Annotated in this window: 10 protein-coding genes and 1 tRNA gene; 4 read left to right on the top strand and 7 right to left on the bottom strand. The window is 73.2% G+C overall.

From position 1 onward, the window contains the following. The first annotated feature begins 20 nt into the window (after positions 1 to 20). Positions 21 to 2,744, top strand: a complete 2,724-nt coding sequence (locus tag AB0C96_RS06150; protein ID WP_362914199.1) for an FtsX-like permease family protein — start codon at positions 21 to 23, stop codon at positions 2,742 to 2,744. A gap of 90 nt (positions 2,745 to 2,834) precedes the next feature. After that, a complete protein-coding gene (locus tag AB0C96_RS06145) occupies positions 2,835 to 3,863 on the top strand; it encodes an ABC transporter ATP-binding protein (RefSeq protein WP_362914197.1) in 1,029 nt (342 codons plus the stop codon). A gap of 16 nt (positions 3,864 to 3,879) precedes the next feature. Here the strand turns inward: AB0C96_RS06145 and AB0C96_RS06140 are convergent, their stop codons facing one another. From AB0C96_RS06140 to AB0C96_RS06110, 7 genes are all read right to left on the bottom strand, one after another. After that, complete coding sequence (locus AB0C96_RS06140) at positions 3,880 to 4,614, bottom strand: hypothetical protein (protein WP_362914195.1); 735 nt, start codon at positions 4,612 to 4,614, stop codon at positions 3,880 to 3,882. Further along, complete coding sequence (locus tag AB0C96_RS06135) at positions 4,611 to 5,054, bottom strand: thioesterase family protein (protein ID WP_362914193.1); 444 nt, start codon at positions 5,052 to 5,054, stop codon at positions 4,611 to 4,613. Before AB0C96_RS06135 ends, AB0C96_RS06140 begins: the two co-directional genes overlap by 4 nt. 5 nt (positions 5,055 to 5,059) lie before the next feature. After that, a complete protein-coding gene (gene ettA / locus AB0C96_RS06130) occupies positions 5,060 to 6,724 on the bottom strand; it encodes an energy-dependent translational throttle protein EttA (protein ID WP_362914191.1) in 1,665 nt (554 codons plus the stop codon). Positions 6,725 to 7,029: 305 nt separating this feature from the next. Next, complete coding sequence (locus AB0C96_RS06125) at positions 7,030 to 8,424, bottom strand: Cys-Gln thioester bond-forming surface protein (protein ID WP_362914190.1); 1,395 nt, start codon at positions 8,422 to 8,424, stop codon at positions 7,030 to 7,032. Positions 8,425 to 8,658: 234 nt separating this feature from the next. Next, positions 8,659 to 9,342 (bottom strand): single-stranded DNA-binding protein, encoded by a 684-nt coding sequence (gene ssb / locus AB0C96_RS06120; protein ID WP_362914189.1) that lies wholly within the window; start codon positions 9,340 to 9,342, stop codon positions 8,659 to 8,661. Between the two features lie 244 nt (positions 9,343 to 9,586). Further along, on the bottom strand, positions 9,587 to 11,242 hold the full coding sequence (locus tag AB0C96_RS06115) for a YfjP family GTPase (RefSeq protein ID WP_362914187.1): 1,656 nt from the start codon (positions 11,240 to 11,242) through the stop codon (positions 9,587 to 9,589). 1,043 nt (positions 11,243 to 12,285) lie between these two features. Further along, positions 12,286 to 14,274: a GTPase domain-containing protein gene (locus tag AB0C96_RS06110; protein WP_362914185.1), complete on the bottom strand. Its 1,989-nt coding sequence runs from the start codon at positions 14,272 to 14,274 to the stop codon at positions 12,286 to 12,288. A 302-nt stretch (positions 14,275 to 14,576) separates the two neighbouring features. Here AB0C96_RS06110 and AB0C96_RS06105 point away from each other — a divergent pair. Together AB0C96_RS06105 and AB0C96_RS06100 are read left to right on the top strand one after the other, a co-directional pair. After that, positions 14,577 to 14,652, top strand: a tRNA-Arg gene (locus AB0C96_RS06105). Positions 14,653 to 14,902: 250 nt separating this feature from the next. After that, a complete protein-coding gene (locus AB0C96_RS06100; protein ID WP_362914183.1) occupies positions 14,903 to 16,315 on the top strand; it encodes a hypothetical protein in 1,413 nt (470 codons plus the stop codon). Positions 16,316 to 16,492: the final 177 nt, after the last annotated feature.

Below are 16,492 nucleotides of genomic sequence, written 5' to 3'. Positions count from 1 at the left end.
CCGCCGGCGGGAGAGGGCAGATGAGCGCGCTCACCTGGACGGGCTGGCTGCGCATCCGGCTGCGGGCGTCGCGCACCGCGGCGCTGGCACTGGGCGCGCTGGTGCTGGTCACCGCGTTCCTCGCGGCGGCGTTCCCGCGCGGGATCGACGGGTACGAGACGCGCGGGGTGCGCCACGCCCTCGGCGCGGTGCCGCCCGACCAGCGGACCGTGGAGATCTCCGTCGCACGGACGGACCTGCCCGGCGACGGCTCCGCGGCCGTCGCCGCGGCCCGGCTCGGCGACCGGGACCGGGCGATCCGGCGGCAGTTCACGGCCCCGCTGCGGATCTTCGCGGGCGACTCCCTGCACGGTGTGCGCACCACCAAGGCGCTGCCCGCGGCGGACTCCTGGCTGCCCCGGCCCGACAGCCCGGACCCCGGCCTGACGCTGTACGCGGTCTCCGGCGTCGACGAGCACGCCACGCTCACCAAGGGCCGGCTGCCGCAGGGTGCGCCCCCCGGTGCGCGCACCGTGGAGGCGGCGGTGACGGTGGCCACCGCACGGACCCTGAAGCTGCACGTCGGCAGCGCACTGCACCTGTCCAGCCTGACCGTGCGGATCTCCGGACTGCTCACCCCGCGGGACCCGGACGGCGCGTACTGGGGCGTGGACCCGCTGATGACCGCCGCCCACCTGGACACGTCCCCCGGGCCGCCGGCGGCGCGGTTCTGGCGCGCCGGTCTGCTGCTGTCCCCCGAGGACGGTCCGGCGCTGCTGTCCACCGGGGGCGAGCCGGAGGTGTTCTGGCGCTACCCGGTCGACGCCCGCACGCTGACCGCGCAGGAGGCCCCGCTGCTGCGGGACCGGTTGTTCTCCCTCGAACACGGCGCGGCACTGGCCCGGTTGCGCACGGTGGCGGGCCAGGGCGCACTGGCCGACACCGCGGTGGACGGCCTGCTGGCCGGCTACGCACGGCTGCGGACGGCGGTCGCACCGGTCGTCGCGGTGGCCGCCTTCGGGATCGGCACCGTCGCGGGCGTGGTGCTGCTGATGGCCGGTGCGCTGACGGCGGCCCGGCGGCGGCCGGAGCTGGCGCTGCTGCGGGCCCGCGGCGCCTCGTTGGTCGGGCTGACCGGGCGGCTGGCCGCCGAGACCGCGGTGGTGGCGCTGCCCGCGGCCGCGGCCGGCGGCGGGCTGGCGCTGCTGCTGGTGCCCGGTGAGCGGGTACTGCCCTCGCTGCTGGCCGCGGCCGGCACCGGCCTGCTGGGCACCCTCGCGCTGCCGCTGCGGGCCGCCGCCGCGCACCGCCGTCCGCGGCCTGCGGAGCGCGCCGACCTGGTGGGCGCCCGCCCCTCCCGGCGCCGTGCGGTCGTCGAACTGACCGTGCTGGTCCTGGCGATCGGCGCGGTGCTGGCGCTGCGCCGCCGCAGTACGGCGGCCGGCGGCGTGGACGCCCTGGTCAGCGCCGCCCCGGTGCTGGTCGGGGTGATCGCCGCGCTGGTCCTGATGCGGCTCTACCCGCTCCCGCTGCGGCTGGCGGCCCGTCCGGCCGCCCGTGCCCCGGGGCTGGTCGGCTTCCTCTCGCTGGCCCGCGCCGGCCGGGCGCCGGCCACCGCCGGGCTACCGCTGCTGGCCCTGCTGGTGGCGCTGACCACGGCGTCCTTCGGGGGCTCGGTGCTCGCCGGGGTCGCCACGGCCCGCGACCGGGCGGCGTTGTCGACGGTCGGCGCGGAGGCCCGGATCTCCGCGGACGGGCCGCTCCCCGGGCCGCTGATGCGGGCCGCGGGTCGGGCACCGGGCGTCGCGGACGCGGTGCCGGTGCGCGTCACCGTCCAGGCGGCCGACGACGGCGGCCCGCCGCTCTATCTGGTCATCGCCGACGCCGCCGGGTACTCCCGGCTGGCCCGCGCCACCGGCCTGGGCGGCTTCGCCGCGCGGGAGTTGGCCGACCCCGGCGGCGACCGGCCGCTACCGGCGATCGTCTCCCCCGGAGTCCTGGCCCGCTTCGGACGCGCCCCGATGGCCCTCCAGCCGGAGTTCGGGCAGCTCGTCGTGCGCCCGACGGCGGTGCGCACGGACACCCCTGCCCAGCCCGGCGGCGACTTCGTGCTGATCAACGCCGCGAGCGTGGCCCGCCTCCATCCGGACACCTACGCCGACCCCGCCAACGGCCCCTCCCTCCTGCTGCTGTCCGGACGCTCCCCGGACGCCGCGGCGCTGCGCGCCGCCGTCCGCGCGCACGCCCCGGCCTCGCTCTCCGCCCGCCTGGCCGTGCGCTCCTCCGTACGCGCCGGGCTCGCCGACTCGCCCCTCCAGCAGGGTGCCGAGCGCCTGTACACCGCCGCGGTGGCGGCCGGTGCCGGATTTGCGCTGCTCGCCCTGTTGCTGTCGCTCCTCCAGGCCGCCCCACAGCGCACCCAACTCCTGGCCCGGCTGCGCACGATGGGCCTGACCCCGGCCCAGGGCCGGCGCCTGATGCTGCTGGAGGCGCTGCCGCAGGCGCTGCTCGCGGCGCTCGGCGGGGTGCTGGTGGGCGCCGCCGCGATCCGGCTACTGGGCCCGGGCACCGACCTCACCCCGCTCGCCCTGCCCGGTGCTCCGGGTGGCGGGGCCGCGGGCGCCGTACACCTGGAGTCCGATCCCGCGTCGCTGCTGCTGCCGTCGGCGGGGGTGGTCGCGCTGGCCCTGGCGGTGGTGCTGGCCCAGGCCTGGCTGAGCGAACGGCGGCGCGAGGCGGACGAGTTGCGGGTAGGCGAGCGTTGAGAGTGGGCGAGCGTTGAGAGTGCGGCGCGGGCCGGCGGCCGGCGGAGCGCCGGGAGCGGGGCGACCCGCGGGAGAACCGGGAGGGAACCCATGACCACACGGCCCGACGACGCTGCGCGCGCACGGCCGGCGCCCGCCGCGCTCGCGGAACTGGAGGAGCGCGCGGCGTCCCGGCGCGGGCGGCCCGCGTACGGGCACGATGCGCTGATCGCCTGCGACCGGCTGGTGCGGATCTTCGCCACCGACGGGGTCGAGGTGCAGGCCCTCCAGGGGCTCGATCTGCTGGTCGCCGAGGGCGAGTTGATGGCGCTGGTCGGGGCGTCCGGCAGCGGCAAGTCCACCCTGATGAACATCCTGGCCGGCTTGGACGTGCCGACCGCCGGCGCCGCCACGGTCGCCGGCCGCGACCTGCTGACCATGGACGCCGGGGCCCGACTCGACTACCGCCGCGATGTCGTCGGCTTCGTCTGGCAGCAGACCGCCCGCAACCTCCTGCCGTACCTGACCGCGCTCCAGAACGTCACCCTGCCGATGCAGCTGCGCGGGGGCCGGCGCCGGGCGGAGCGGACGAAGGCGGCCGAGCGGCTGCTGTCGATGCTCTCCCTCGACCACTGCCGCGACCGCCGGCCGCACCAGCTCTCCGGCGGCGAGCAGCAGCGCACCGCCATCGCGGTGGCGCTGGCCAACACCCCGTCCGTCCTGCTGGCCGACGAGCCGACCGGTGAGCTGGACTCCCACACCGCCGAGCAGGTCTTCACGGCCTTCCGCACCGCCAACGAGGAGCTGGGCACCACGATCGTGATCGTCACCCATGACCAGGCGGTGGCGAGCGAGGTACGGCGCACCGTCGCGATCCGCGACGGCCGGACGTCCTCGGAGGTGCTGCGGCGCACCGAACGGGACGCCGCGACCGGCCGGGAGTCGCTGGTGGCGCAGGAGTACGCGATGCTCGACCGGGCGGGCCGGCTGCAACTACCGGCCGAGTACACCCGCAGCCTCGGCATGGAGCACCGCGTCCTGCTGGAGCTGGAGTCCGACCACATCGGGGTGTGGCCGGACCGCACGGCGGACGGAGCGGGGCGGGGCACCGGAGGGGACGGCGCCGACGAGGGCCCGTAGGGCGCTGTCCGCCGGGTCAGACCGGGGTGACCGTGAGCCCCGACAGGCCGGTGAGCCCGGCCGGGCCCCCGGACCGCACGGCGATCGATCCGTACGGGGTGCTCAGCCGCAGCCAGCCGGCCGCGGCCAGCAGGCTCGGCTGCCACTGCTCGGCCTCGGTGGCTTCCGGGGTGCCGTGCGGGGCGCGGCCCCCGGAGAGTGCGCCGGTCCGCACCGGGCGCAGGAAGCCCAGCGCCTGGGCGGCGTGCGCGGCGCGCAGCGGAAGGTGGGTGTCGCCGAGGGTGCGCGACCAGATCTCCCGGCCGATGCGGTCGCGTTCGGCGCGGGTGCGGTGCTGGGACGGCAGCGCCTCGTCCCGGGCGCGGAATTCGGCGACCGCGGCGGCCACCGCACGTGCCAACGCCTCGGGCGCCGGCAGTCCCGGCACCCGCTGCCAGCCGCCTCGCGGCGGCAGCACACCGGTCCAGGGCGGCCCCGTGACACCGGCGGGCACCGTCAGCCGCTCCTCCGACTCGTCGATGCCGTCGAGGAGCTCACCGGCCGAGACGGTGGTGTCGAGGGTGAGGTCCTCGGCGAGCCGGACCGTGCGGATGGCCAGCACCTCGAAGGACGGCGGGCGGCCGAAGACGGCGAGCACCCCGCCGCCGGCCTGGAGCCGCACCGCTGCGGCGCGGTCGTAGTGGATCAGCCGGGCGAGGAAGGCGGCGAGGTCCGCCGCCTCCCCCGCATCGGCAAGGTGCAGCGCCGTCATACCGCGACGGATCCCTCCTGACGCGACTGCTGTGCCGCGTCGTCCAGGTACTCCTTGAGGATCGCCTTCTCCTCCGCGGTGAGGCGGCGCAGACGGTCCTCGGCGAAGTTGAACGGCACGACGACGGTCGAGGCCCGCAGGTAGAGGGTGTCCTCGTCCTTGACCTCGTAGCCCACCGTCATCGACGCGGCGCCGATCTTCGTCACCCACAACTCGATGGTCACCGGGGCGTGCCGGTGCACCAGCGGCCGCACGTAGTCGATCTCGTGCCGGGCGACGACCGAACCGCCCGTGAACGACGGGCTGCCGCCCCCCGGCGCCAGCCGACGCATGAAGTCGATCCGCGCCTCTTCGAGGTAGCGGACGAACACCGCGTTGTTGACGTGGCCGAACGCGTCCATGTCCGACCAGCGCAGGGGGCAGGAGTAAAGGTGCCGCACGTCGGTCAGCCCCGGGTGAGCTTCTTGTACGTGGCGCGGTGCGGGCGGGCGGCTTCCGCGCCGAGCCGCTCGACCTTGTTCTTCTCGTACGATTCGAAGTTGCCCTCGAACCAGAACCACTTGGACTCGCCCTCGTACGCCAGGATGTGCGTGGCGACGCGGTCGAGGAACCAGCGGTCGTGGGAGACGACCACGGCGCAGCCCGGGAACTCCAGCAGCGCGTTCTCCAGCGACGACAGGGTCTCGACGTCGAGGTCGTTGGTCGGCTCGTCGAGGAGGAGCAGGTTGCCGCCCTGCTTGAGGGTGAGCGCCAGGTTGAGGCGGTTGCGCTCACCACCGGAGAGCACGCCGGCCGGCTTCTGCTGGTCCGGGCCCTTGAAGCCGAACGCGGAGACGTACGCCCGCGAGGGCATCTCGACCTGGCCGACGTTGATGTAGTCCAGCTCGTCGGAGACCACGGCCCACAGGGTCTTCTTGGGGTCGATGTTCTCGCGGCTCTGGTCGACGTAGGAGATCTTGACGGTCTCGCCGACCTTGATGTCGCCGGAGTCCGGGGTCTCCAGGCCCTGGATCATCTTGAACAGCGTGGTCTTGCCGGCGCCGTTCGGGCCGATGATGCCGACGATGCCGTTACGCGGCAGGGTGAAGCTCAGGTCCTCGATCAGGACCTTCTCGCCGAAGGCCTTGTTGAGCTTGTCGACCTCGACGACGACACTGCCCAGGCGCGGGCCCGGCGGGATCTGGATCTCCTCGAAGTCCAGCTTCCGCATCTTGTCGGCCTCGGCGGCCATCTCCTCGTAACGCGCCAGACGGGCCTTGGACTTGGCCTGCCGCCCCTTGGCGTTGGAGCGCACCCACTCCAGCTCTTCCTTCAGGCGCTTGGCACGCTTGGCGTCCTTCTGGCCCTCGACCTTCAGACGGGTCTGCTTGGTCTCCAGGTACGTGGAGTAGTTGCCTTCGTAGCCGATGGCGCGGCCGCGGTCGAGCTCCAGGATCCAGCCGGCGACGTTGTCGAGGAAGTACCGGTCGTGGGTGACGGCGACGACGGTGCCGGGGTACTTCGCCAGGTGCTGCTCCAGCCACTGCACGGACTCGGCGTCCAGGTGGTTGGTGGGCTCGTCGAGCAGCAGCAGGTCGGGGGCCTCCAGCAGCAGCTTGCACAGCGCGACGCGGCGGCGCTCACCACCGGAGAGGTTGGTGACCGGCCAGTCGCCGGGCGGGCAGCCGAGCGCGTCCATGGCCTGCTCCAGCTGGGTGTCCAGGTCCCACGCGCCCGCGTGGTCCAGGTCCTCCTGGAGCTTGCCCATCTCCTCCATGAGCTCGTCGGAGTAGTCGGTCGCCATCAGCTCGGCGACCTCGTTGAAGCGCCTGAGCTTGCCCATGACCTCCTTGGCGCCGTCCTGGACGTTCTCCAGCACCGTCTTGGACTCGTCCAGCGGCGGCTCCTGGAGGAGCATGCCGACGGTGTACCCGGGGGAGAGGAACGCATCACCGTTCGACGGCTGCTCAAGACCCGCCATGATCTTCAGCACCGTGGACTTACCGGCGCCGTTGGGACCCACGACACCGATCTTTGCGCCCGGCAGGAAGCTCAGCGTCACGTCATCGAGGATGACCTTGTCGCCGTGCGCCTTGCGCGTCTTGCGCATCGTGTAGATGTACTCAGCCAAGAGAAACCGTCCGGCAGATTGGATCGATCAGAGTCTGTGTGCGGCACCGCGCCAGGGCCGGGCGTCGCCGGGGCCGTGGGGGTACACCCCATCTTGCCGTACGTCCATCCCTCGAAGAAAACGGGTGCCGAGGGGCGGACGCCAGTGGCCCCGGAGCGAAACAACGCTCCGGGGCCACGGGATGTTCCCTCGACGGCGATCCGATCACCCTCCGGCGACCGAAACGTCACCGAATGTCACGTGATGGGAGGCCGCCGTCGCTACCTCATGGAACTGCTGAGCGGCGGAGGACTCCGCCGCTCTTGTCAGGCGGTCGTACCCGTCTTCTTCTTGCGGAGGAAGAACACCGCGGCACCGCCGACCACGACGAGGACCGCGGCGACGCCCGCGATCATCGGGGTGGCGCTGCTGGCGCCGGTCTCGGCGAGGTCGGTGCCGTGGCCGCCACCCGTGCTGCCGCCGACCGAGGCCGGGCTGGGCTGCGAGGAGGGCTTGCCGCCGCCGCTACCGGCGGTCTTGCAGTCCAGCACGCCGGTGAAGGTCTTCTTGAAGCCACCCGCACCCGTGATCGTGATCTTGTACGGCTGGTCCTCACCCACCGGAACCGTCACGGTCTGCGACTTGCCGGGCGCGACCTCGTAGTCCTTGCCGGAGAGCTGGAAGCGGAACGCCTCATCGCCCTTGTTGGTCGCCGTCACGTCCACGCCGCCCTTGGCGCAGTTCTTGTCGGCGGTGATCGCCGGTATGGCGCCCTGCTTCTTCCAGGAGACCGTGGCGGCCGCGGAGACCGTGGACTCGCTGGAACCGGCCAGGATCTGGGTCTGGCTCTTGGCGTGCTCGCCGATACCGGTGAAGGCCCGGCCGACCGGGACCTTGGTGGCGGCCTGCGCGGTCAGCGAGGTGCTGCCGTCCGCCGCGCCCTTCGGCACGTCGAAGAACAGCTGGGTGCCGTCGGTCGCGCTGGTGACCGGCTTGCCGTCCTTGCCGACGACCTTGACGCCGGCCGGCACGTCGGCGGCCGGGGCGATCGTCACGCTGTCGGCGTTGGTGTGCACGGTGACCGGGCCGAGCTTGCTGCCGGACTTGCCGGAGACGGCCGGCGGGTCCAGCGTCAGCGAGGCCTTGGGCTCGGCCACGCTCTGCGCGCTCTTCTCCAGATAGTCGGCGAGCTTCTCGGCCGCCGGGTCGACCGCGTCCACCTTGACGTGGTCGGAGAAGCGCCAGATCGCGACCTGGGTGCCGGCCGCGGCGGTCTTCTCGGTGAGGTTGCCCGCACCGGCCTTGGAGGCGAGCGCGGCGAGGTCGTTCACCTGCGGGTAGGAGTTCTGCAGGATCCAGCGGATCTTGCCGGCGTCCGCGTTGTTGTGCAGCGACGAGGCGCTCCAGGGCACTTCCTGGTACTTCGCCTGCGACTGCGTCGGGTTGTGGATGTCGATGCAGTACGTCTGGAGCGTGCCGCCGTTGTCCACGGACATCTCGAAGAGCCCCGCGCCGACGCGCTGGTCCCCGCCGTCACTGTGCACGACCGCCTGGTCGAAGGTCTTCAGCCCCCCGAGCGTGGCCGTGGCACCCCCCTGCGCCGGGGTGGTCTCGTCCGCCATAGCGGTTCCCGCAGTGGCTATCGCACCGGCCGCGACGAGGCCCGAGGCCACGATCGCGGCAGCAAGGCGGGCTGCGCCCCGCCCCTTCATCGAAAGCATGAAATTCCCCTCTGGGCGAGGCGGTCGAGTGGGGAAGGTGCCTCGCCGAAAAGATCCCAAAGAACTCAACAGTCGAACGTCAGCCCCCGTGAGCCCCCGTGAGTACTCGTCGGATCTTATGGAGCAGGCGCATCAGGGTCCCCACTAATGGCACCCGATAAGCGATCTGAATCGCAATCGTTACCGATTCCAGGCACCCTGACCTGGCATTATCGATAAATCCCTGGGGACGTATCAGGGCACTGAGGCCTTCTGGGGTGAATTGCTCCGCACCCGCGACCCCCGATCCGGCTGCCCGCCCCCTACCTCATCGGGCACCGGATCGCGTACCGCATTCGTCACCCCGCCAAGAGCCAACGTGCCGGCCTGCGAGGCCCGTTCGGGCCGCCCCGTGGGAGGCAGCGCCTCTGTCTGCGCCTGTGCCTGTGTCTGTTTCTGTTTCTGTGTTGGGGTCTGAGTCAGGGTCTGAGTCGGTACCGGCTGCGGCTGCGGCTGCGGAGCGACGTCCCCGCCCGGCGGAGCACCACCCCCTCCCGTACGCGCCGCCCGCGTCGCCCTGCGGAACGCCGCGGTGCCGCGCGAGAGATCGTGGCCGATCACCACGGCGTCGACCTCGGCCGCGAACCAGCGCTGCCCGCCGCGCTCAGGGGGCTGCTCCCCCTCCCGCAGCCGCAACCGCCCCTGCACCACGAGCGGTTCCCCCACCGCCACCGAGGCGGCGACGTTGTCCGCAAGCCCGCGCCACGACCGAACCGTGTAGAAGCTGGTCTCACCGTCGGTCCAGCGCTCCTGCGCCTTGTCCCACCGGCGGGACGTCGCCGCCAGCCGGAACCTCGCCACCGTCACGCCCCCCGTCGTCAGCCGGTGCTCCACCGCCGTCGCGGCGTTCCCCACCAGCGTCACCATCGTGTCGTTCACGGAACACGCCTCCCCCACTTCGTGCGCGCCGGCCCCGTGCCGCTCGCGCTGCGTTGACTTCATGCTCCTCGGATCCGGCCACCGCCGCAGAGGTCTGTGGACGGGTGGCCGGCTGTGGACAACTCGGCCACCCGGGTGGGGGATCGCTCCCCTCCCGAGTGCGGAGCGGTCCCTTCCGGGGATGGGGAGCGGTCCCCTGTTGGGTGGGGGATCGCTCCCCCAACTCCGCACCGGCGAGCAGCCGTCAGGCGCCCGACGCCACCGCGTACTGCTCCCGTACCTCGCGATAGCGCAACAGCTCGGCGGCGACCGGCTCCAGCACCTGGGCCCGTCCGCACCCCGCCGCCGCGCTCCGCAACCGGCGCTCGGCATCCTGCCCGTACCGCCTGGCGGGACCGCGTGCCACCACCCGGCACATCCACGACAGCGCCGGCCCGCCCAGCGAGCCGACGATCGCGGGCAGCAGCCCGGTGACCCAGGCCGTCGCACCGCCCACCCCGGTGATCGCACCCAACAGCCACAGCACACCGACGACTTGCAGCACCGAGAGCAGCCCCTGCAACGCCGCGGCCACCGTCCACCACCGCGGCTTCACCACCGGCCCGCCCCGTAGCGACTCCTCGGCATCGGCCGCCACCGTGTCCAGCGCCTCCGGCAGCCCGTGCGCGCCCCGCTCCGCCGCCTCGCGCACCGCCTGCGCCCAGGGCGCCGGCAACCCGCGCGCCGCCTCACCGGCCACGGACCGTACCGCCTGCTCCACCACCGGCCGCGCCGCGGCCCGGCAGTCGGTCGCGGAGTCCCCCGCTCCGCCACCTCCCGGAGTCGTCCCCGCACCACCACCCCGTCCCGTACCGGTCTCTGCCGCGCCGGCCGCACGCCCCAACCGCCCCCGCCGTCCCGGCCGTCCCCGCCACCCTCGCATCCGCATCCGCGCCCACGGCGACCCGCACGCCCGTTCCGCGTGCCGCAGCCAATCCCGTTCCACCGCGCACCCGGTCGCCGCCGCGCCCACCGCCTCGGCCAGCCGGTCGTCGAACTCCTCCCGGGCCCGTTCGGTCAGCCCGACCCGGCTCCGCGCCACGTACACCGATCGCAGTCGCTCGGCCGCCGCGTCCACGTCCGCCGCCAACCGACGGTCCGCGGCACCCCGTTCCGCGACGAACTGGCCGAGCGCCTCCCGCAGTTCCGCCACGCCCCGGCCGGTCGCCGCGGACAGCGCGTGCACCGCCGCCCCCGGCTCCCCGTGCTCGCCCAACGCCAGCCCGTCCTCGTCCAGCAGCCGGCGCAGATCGTCCACCACCTGGTCCGCGGCGTCCCCCGGCAGCCGGTCCACCTGGTTGAGGACGACGAACATCACCTCGGCGTAGCCCGCCAGCGGCCGCAGATACCGCTCATGCAGCACCGCATCCGCGTACTTCTCCGGGTCCACCACCCAGATCACCGCGTCCACCAGCTCCAACATCCGGTCCACCTGCGCACGGTGCTCGGTGGCCGAGGAGTCGTGGTCGGGCAGGTCGATCAGGATGAGTCCACGCAGCTCGGAGCCGCCGTCCGCGGGGAGGTGGCGGCGGTGCGCAGGTACGCCCAGTCGGTGCAGCAGTCCCTCCGCGCCCGGTCTGCCGCCCGGCCACACACAGGCCACCGGCTCCGCGGTCGTCGGCCGCCGCGGCCCGACCTGTGAACGGTTCGCCCCGGCCAGCGCGTTGAACAGCGACGACTTGCCGCTGCCGGTGGCCCCCGCGATGGCGACGACGGTGTGCTCACCGGACAGCCGGTTCCGCTCGTCGGCCACCTCCAGCACCCGCCCCGCAGCCTCCAGCGTCCGCCCGTCCAGCCGGCTCCGGGACAGCGCGATCAACTCCCGCAGCGCATCCAGCCGCCCCCGCAGCCGGTTCCCCACGGCCCGCCGTCCGCCGCCGCCCGCAACCCACCGGTACGCCCCCGCGCCCCCGCGCCCGCCGTAGTCCAGGCCCTCCCCGATCTCCCTGTGCTCCCTCTCCCTGTATTCCCTGTATTCCCTGCCCTCCCCGTACTCCCTGCTCCCCCTGCTCTCCTCACTCATCGCCCTCCGCGGCGGGATCACCGCCTCACCCTCGGCACGGGCCGCGCCGCGCACCGCGGCACCCGCGCCCGCCCCACCGTGCCCCTCGCCGATGGCTGACGCAGCCGGTTCGACGGCCACCTCGCCGCACGCCCCGCCGGCCGACCCGCTCCGTGACCCGCCTGGTGACGCACCTCGCGACGCGCTTCCCGGCGCGCTGCGTGACTCGGCGCATGGCCCGGCATGTGGCTCGGCGTGTGGCCCGGCATGTGGCTCGACGCGTGGCCCGGCATGTGGCCCGGCATGTGGCCCGGCGTGTGGCTCCGTATACGGCTCGGTATGTGACGCGCCACGCGATGCGGTGAGCGAGCCGGCGCGGGAGGCGGCGTACGACAGGGAGTACGACGGGGCAAGGGCGTACGACGGGGCAGAGGACGCGCCCCGCCCCTCGGTACGGGACCCGGCGCGCGACACCACACAGGGCTCGATCCACGACTCGGCACACGACGCGACCCATGACTCACCACCGGCTCCTTCGGACCCCGGGGCGCCCTCCGCCACACCGCGCGACGGTTCCCCGAGTGCCCCACTCGTCCCCCGCCACACCCCCGGCCTGGGCACGCCCCCAGCACCCACGGCACCCACCTGCTCCGCCGCACCCCCGCCCCGCGAATCAGCCCCGTCCCCGGGAACGGCCGCCCCATCCCCGGAAACGTCCGCCACACGTGCCCTGCGCGCAATCACCCCGTCGTCCCACGCCCCACCGCCGTCCACACCCTCCGGCCCCGCCGACGCTCCTTCCCGCGTCCCCTCCCTGGCCTCCCCGACCTCCCCGGCCTCCGCTTCCTCCGTCCCCTGCCCGACCCCGTGCCCCTCTCCGGAGGCACGCACCTTCGAACCGCTCACCGCGACACCTCCTCCTTGGCCAGCTCCAACCCCGTCCCCTGTCCCGCCCCACCCCTCTCCCGCGCCCGTCCCCCCGCCGCCGCCTCCTTTCCCTCCTCCTCCTCCTCTTCTTCCTCCGCCTTCTTCTCCCGTTGCAGTACGGAGAGCGCGGCAATCAGCTCGGCCTGCTGGTCCGGCGGAACGGTCAGCTGGTCCAGCGGTGCCAGCCGCCGCTCACGCTCGCCGTCCAGGGCCCGCTCCAGATACGTCGTCAGCAGCCGGCCGCCCCGGTCGCACAGCCGCAGCGCGGTCTGCGCCCCCACCAGGTCGGCGAGGTTCTCGCCCGCCGTACGGGCACGCCGACCGCCGAGCAACGCGGTGGCCAGCAGCGCCGCCGGCTCCTCCGGCTCCACGGTGCCCACGTGCTCACCCGCCTGCCCCGCCCGCGCCTCGCGCGTCTCCTCCTCGGCGAGCTCCTCCAGGCAGCGCCGCCAGCGCCGCACGATCACCCCCAGCCGGCCGTCCGCCCCCATGGCACCGGCCGCGGCCGAGGCCGCTACCTCCGCCGCGGCGGGATCCCTCCGCCAGGCGTGCGCGGCCCGCTCGTCGGCCTCCTCCACGGCGCAGGCCAGCAACGAGGTCAGGCCGTGGGTCAGCGCGTCGAGCAGCTCGTCCGGCCGCCCGCCGAGCCCATGGTCCCGCCAGTGGGCGCGGGCGTCCCCCGCCAACACCTCACCGGCCGCGACCTCCCGCCGTACCCGTTCCGCGGCCCGCTCGTAGGCCTCCTCGACCCGACCGGCCAGCCGTAGTGCCGCGGCATGCTGGGCGGCGGCGGCCCCGGCCAGGGCGGGCATCCTGCTGCGCAGCGAGGCGATCACGCCCTCCGCCGTGCGCTCAGCGGCCGCGGTGCGCGCCAGGGGATCTTCGGCGTGTCGCTCCAACCACTCCCGCAACGCCGCGACCGCCGTGGCGGGCAGCAGCCCGCTCCCTCCACCCGCCGACTCGGGCAGCTCGGGGATCGTGAACCGCGGGACGTGGCCCAGTCCGGCGCGTTGGAGGAGCTCCGCATAGCGCCCTGAGATATCGGTGGCGATCTGATGGGGCACCCGGTCCAACACGGTCACCAACGTGACGTCGTACTCCTTCGCGGTACGCAGCAGATGCCAGGGCACCGCATCGGCGTACCGGGCGGCCGTGGTGACCAGCACCCACACATCCGCCGCGCAGATCAGCTCGGCGGCCAGCTCCCGATTGCGCGCGACCAGCGAATCGATGTCCGGAGCGTCCAGCAGCGCGAGCCCACTGGGCAGCGCCGCATCGGTCTCGATCCGCACCGTGAACGCCCCGGCCCCGGCCCCAGCCTCACCCGCACCCCCCTCCCCCCGCCCACCAAACCCACTCCCCATACCCCCGTGCACGCGTCCGTCTCCGTGCCCGTGCCTGTCTCCGTCTCCGTGTCTGGGGCCACGTCCACGTCCACGTTCACGTCCATGTCCATGTCCGTCTCCGTATCCCTCCCCCATCCCCTCCCGCGCCGGCCCCCCGCCCCCTTCCCCATGGCCGAATCCGTACCCGGAGCCCCCCTCTTCTCCGCAGGCCCCGCGGGTCTCGCCCCCGTCGTCCTGTTCGGGAACCCACACCCGGGTCAGCTGCGGCAGCACCCGCGCCCCGGCGAACCAGTGGGCGTCGTCGGGGTGGCAGACCAGCACCGGCGTACGCGTCGTCGGGCGCAGCACCCCGGCCTCCGAGACCCGCCGCCCCACCAGCGAATTGACCAGGGTGGACTTGCCCGCTCCGGTCGACCCGCCGATCACGGCCAGCAGCGGTGCCTGAGGTGACCGGAGCCGGGGAATCACATAGTCATCAAGCTGGGCGAGCAGCTCGTCCCGGTTGCGCCGGGCACGGGCGGCGCCCCGCAGTGGCAGCGGAAAGCGTGCGGCATCGACGCGGTCACGCAGAACGGACAGTGCGTCGATCAGCCGAGGTCGTACGTCCAAGGTCACCACATGTGCAGAATGCCCAATTTCGTTAGGTTTTTGAAGCGTATAACCCCTCGTGCGCGCCGCGAGAACCCCCACAGAACAGGACGAGTGACGCACGGGACGTTCGCGACATGTGAGGCGCAGGCATAACGAGTGCACAACACCCGACGCGCGACACGTCAAAAGCGGTGCAGGATTCGTACCTGCCTGCGATTATCGGGACCGCTTCACCGAACCTCCACAACGTGCCACGGAGGTGAAGCAACCGGGACGAGGCACCCGGACCTCTATTCTTGACCGCGGTCCGTGATCCACGTCCACACCCGGCCCCCGTAGCTCAGTGGATAGAGCAGGTGCCTTCTAAGCACTTGGCCGCAGGTTCGAGTCCTGCCGGGGGCGCCAGGTCAGACCCTCCCTTCGGGAGGGTCTTTTTGCTGTTCAGGGGCCGTTTGATGGTCTTGGCGTGCGGTCGGACGCCGGGGGCGGAGGAGGCGGATCCGTCCGGCTGGAACCGGTCCGGGGCGGGTTTCGACGGTTGTTCTTCCTTGCGTCTGCCCCCAGCGCCGCCGCAGCTCGGCTCCGGCCACTGCGAGGACAGGGCGCTGCCCACGGGTTGTCAGGCCCATGGGCAACAATCGGAAAACCTCGCTGAGTGACGGAAGGATCCCTGGTGATCGACTTCACCCTCTGCCGGTTTCTCGATCACGGCTGCTCGGCCGACGGCTTGGGAGGCGTCACCGGCGTGGGCACCGCGGGAGGAGGTTCACCGCACACGGACGCGGCCGTCCCGCTGTGGAACGACGACGTCAGCGTGGCCGTCCGGGCGTACCTTCTCGAATGCTGGCTCCGGGAGGACGGTACGCGCGACCGCGCCGCGGCCGCGATCCGTGTCGGCCACGGCAAACTGCCTCGTGGTGGAGAGTTGAACCTGGCGACGATCGTGGAAGCCGGGCTGTACCCGAATTACGACGGCGGCATGGGCAAGGCCCGGCTGCCGATGCGGTGCACGCCGACCGGCGCCGAGGAGGCCGGGGAACTCGTGCTGCGGGCGCTGCTGCCGGAGGGCACAGTGGCCTCTCGCCGGACCGCCCTGCTGGCTCAGGACCTGGGGGAGAAGTTCGCGGAGTTCGAGGATGCCGTCGTCGCGGAGACGGTCGACATCGCCGACGGCGAATTCATCACGGACGAAGTGCATGTCGTCTTTCGGGACACGTCTCGCGATGCCTTGTTGCTGCGCGTGACCGTTCTTCCCGGCGGTCCGGAACCGGCGCACCCCGGCGCCGGCCTCACCGACCCGGCCTGCGGTTTCGCGGGGCACGACTGCCGGTGCGGACGGCGGCTCACCCCCGAGCAGCACCGGCTCGCCGAGCTACGGCTCCGCGCGATCTGCGCCGGGGCCGTACTCCAGGAGTTCCTGGACCTCCTCGACCCGGGGGCCTTCAGGGTCGGCTGGACCCGGCACGACCTCCCGCTCACGACCGGCCCTGAGGGCGGGATCGCCGACGGCCCGGTGGCCGAAGCCAACACCGCCCATGTGCGCGACTGGTGGGAGAAGACCGCCTGGGCGCAGCAGTACCTCGATGAGGCGCTGGACGGCGGCTACGACTACGGGTCCGGGGAGTGGTACGGCTCGGCGGCCCATCTGAACGACGTGCCGGCGCACGAGCTGGAGAGCGCGGCGGAGAACGGGGACGATGCCCTCCGTGAGCACATCGATCTGAGCGATCCGTCCGACTCCCCGCATCCCCACTACGACGGCATGGTCTGGGTGACCGTCCCTGGACTCCGCGAGAAGCTCGGGGAGTTCGCCGAAGGCTGCCGCGGTCTGGCGCACGACGCGGCACGAGACCTGGTGGATCCACTGCTCGGCGAACTGCTCTGGCGGCCGTTGGCCCGCGTCGCCGGTCCCGCCCGGTCGGCGCTGGCGTGGGCCGACCGGTACGACGACGAGGGGCGCATCTGGTGCTACGAGGACACCGGCGAAACGGTCCTCGCCGGTGAGGCGGAACGCATACTCGTCGTCGGTCCGGACGAGGCGCTGTACATCCAGGCCCACTTCGAGTGAAGCGTTGCTCGCCACTGCTCTGCGGTGCGGGCGTGGCAGCACGCGCTCGACGCCTCATGCACGCCGTCATCGCCATGACCGGCAGCGAGAACGACCGGCGCGGTGGGTGGTGTGGCCGGAGGGGCGTCCCGTGATCGGCCGGTCGACTCCGGCTGACCCATGGGCTCTCAGGGGCGT

Origin of the sequence: Streptomyces sp. NPDC048506, from assembly GCF_040651315.1 — a bacterium.
Classification (GTDB): domain Bacteria; phylum Actinomycetota; class Actinomycetes; order Streptomycetales; family Streptomycetaceae; genus Streptomyces.
Note: the sequence above shows the minus strand (reverse complement) of the source record. Positions and strands in the feature narration are given on the sequence as shown.

Bases quoted from the DNA above. Each gene is read 5' to 3' on its own strand.
- AB0C96_RS06140 (WP_362914195.1), bottom strand. From the start codon at position 4,614: ATGACGGCGCTGCACCTTGCCGATGCGGGGGAGGCGGCGGACCTCGCC.
- AB0C96_RS06150 (WP_362914199.1), top strand. From the start codon at position 21: ATGAGCGCGCTCACCTGGACGGGCTGGCTGCGCATCCGGCTGCGGGCG.
- AB0C96_RS06145 (WP_362914197.1), top strand. From the start codon at position 2,835: ATGACCACACGGCCCGACGACGCTGCGCGCGCACGGCCGGCGCCCGCC.
- AB0C96_RS06125 (WP_362914190.1), bottom strand. From the start codon at position 8,424: ATGCTTTCGATGAAGGGGCGGGGCGCAGCCCGCCTTGCTGCCGCGATC.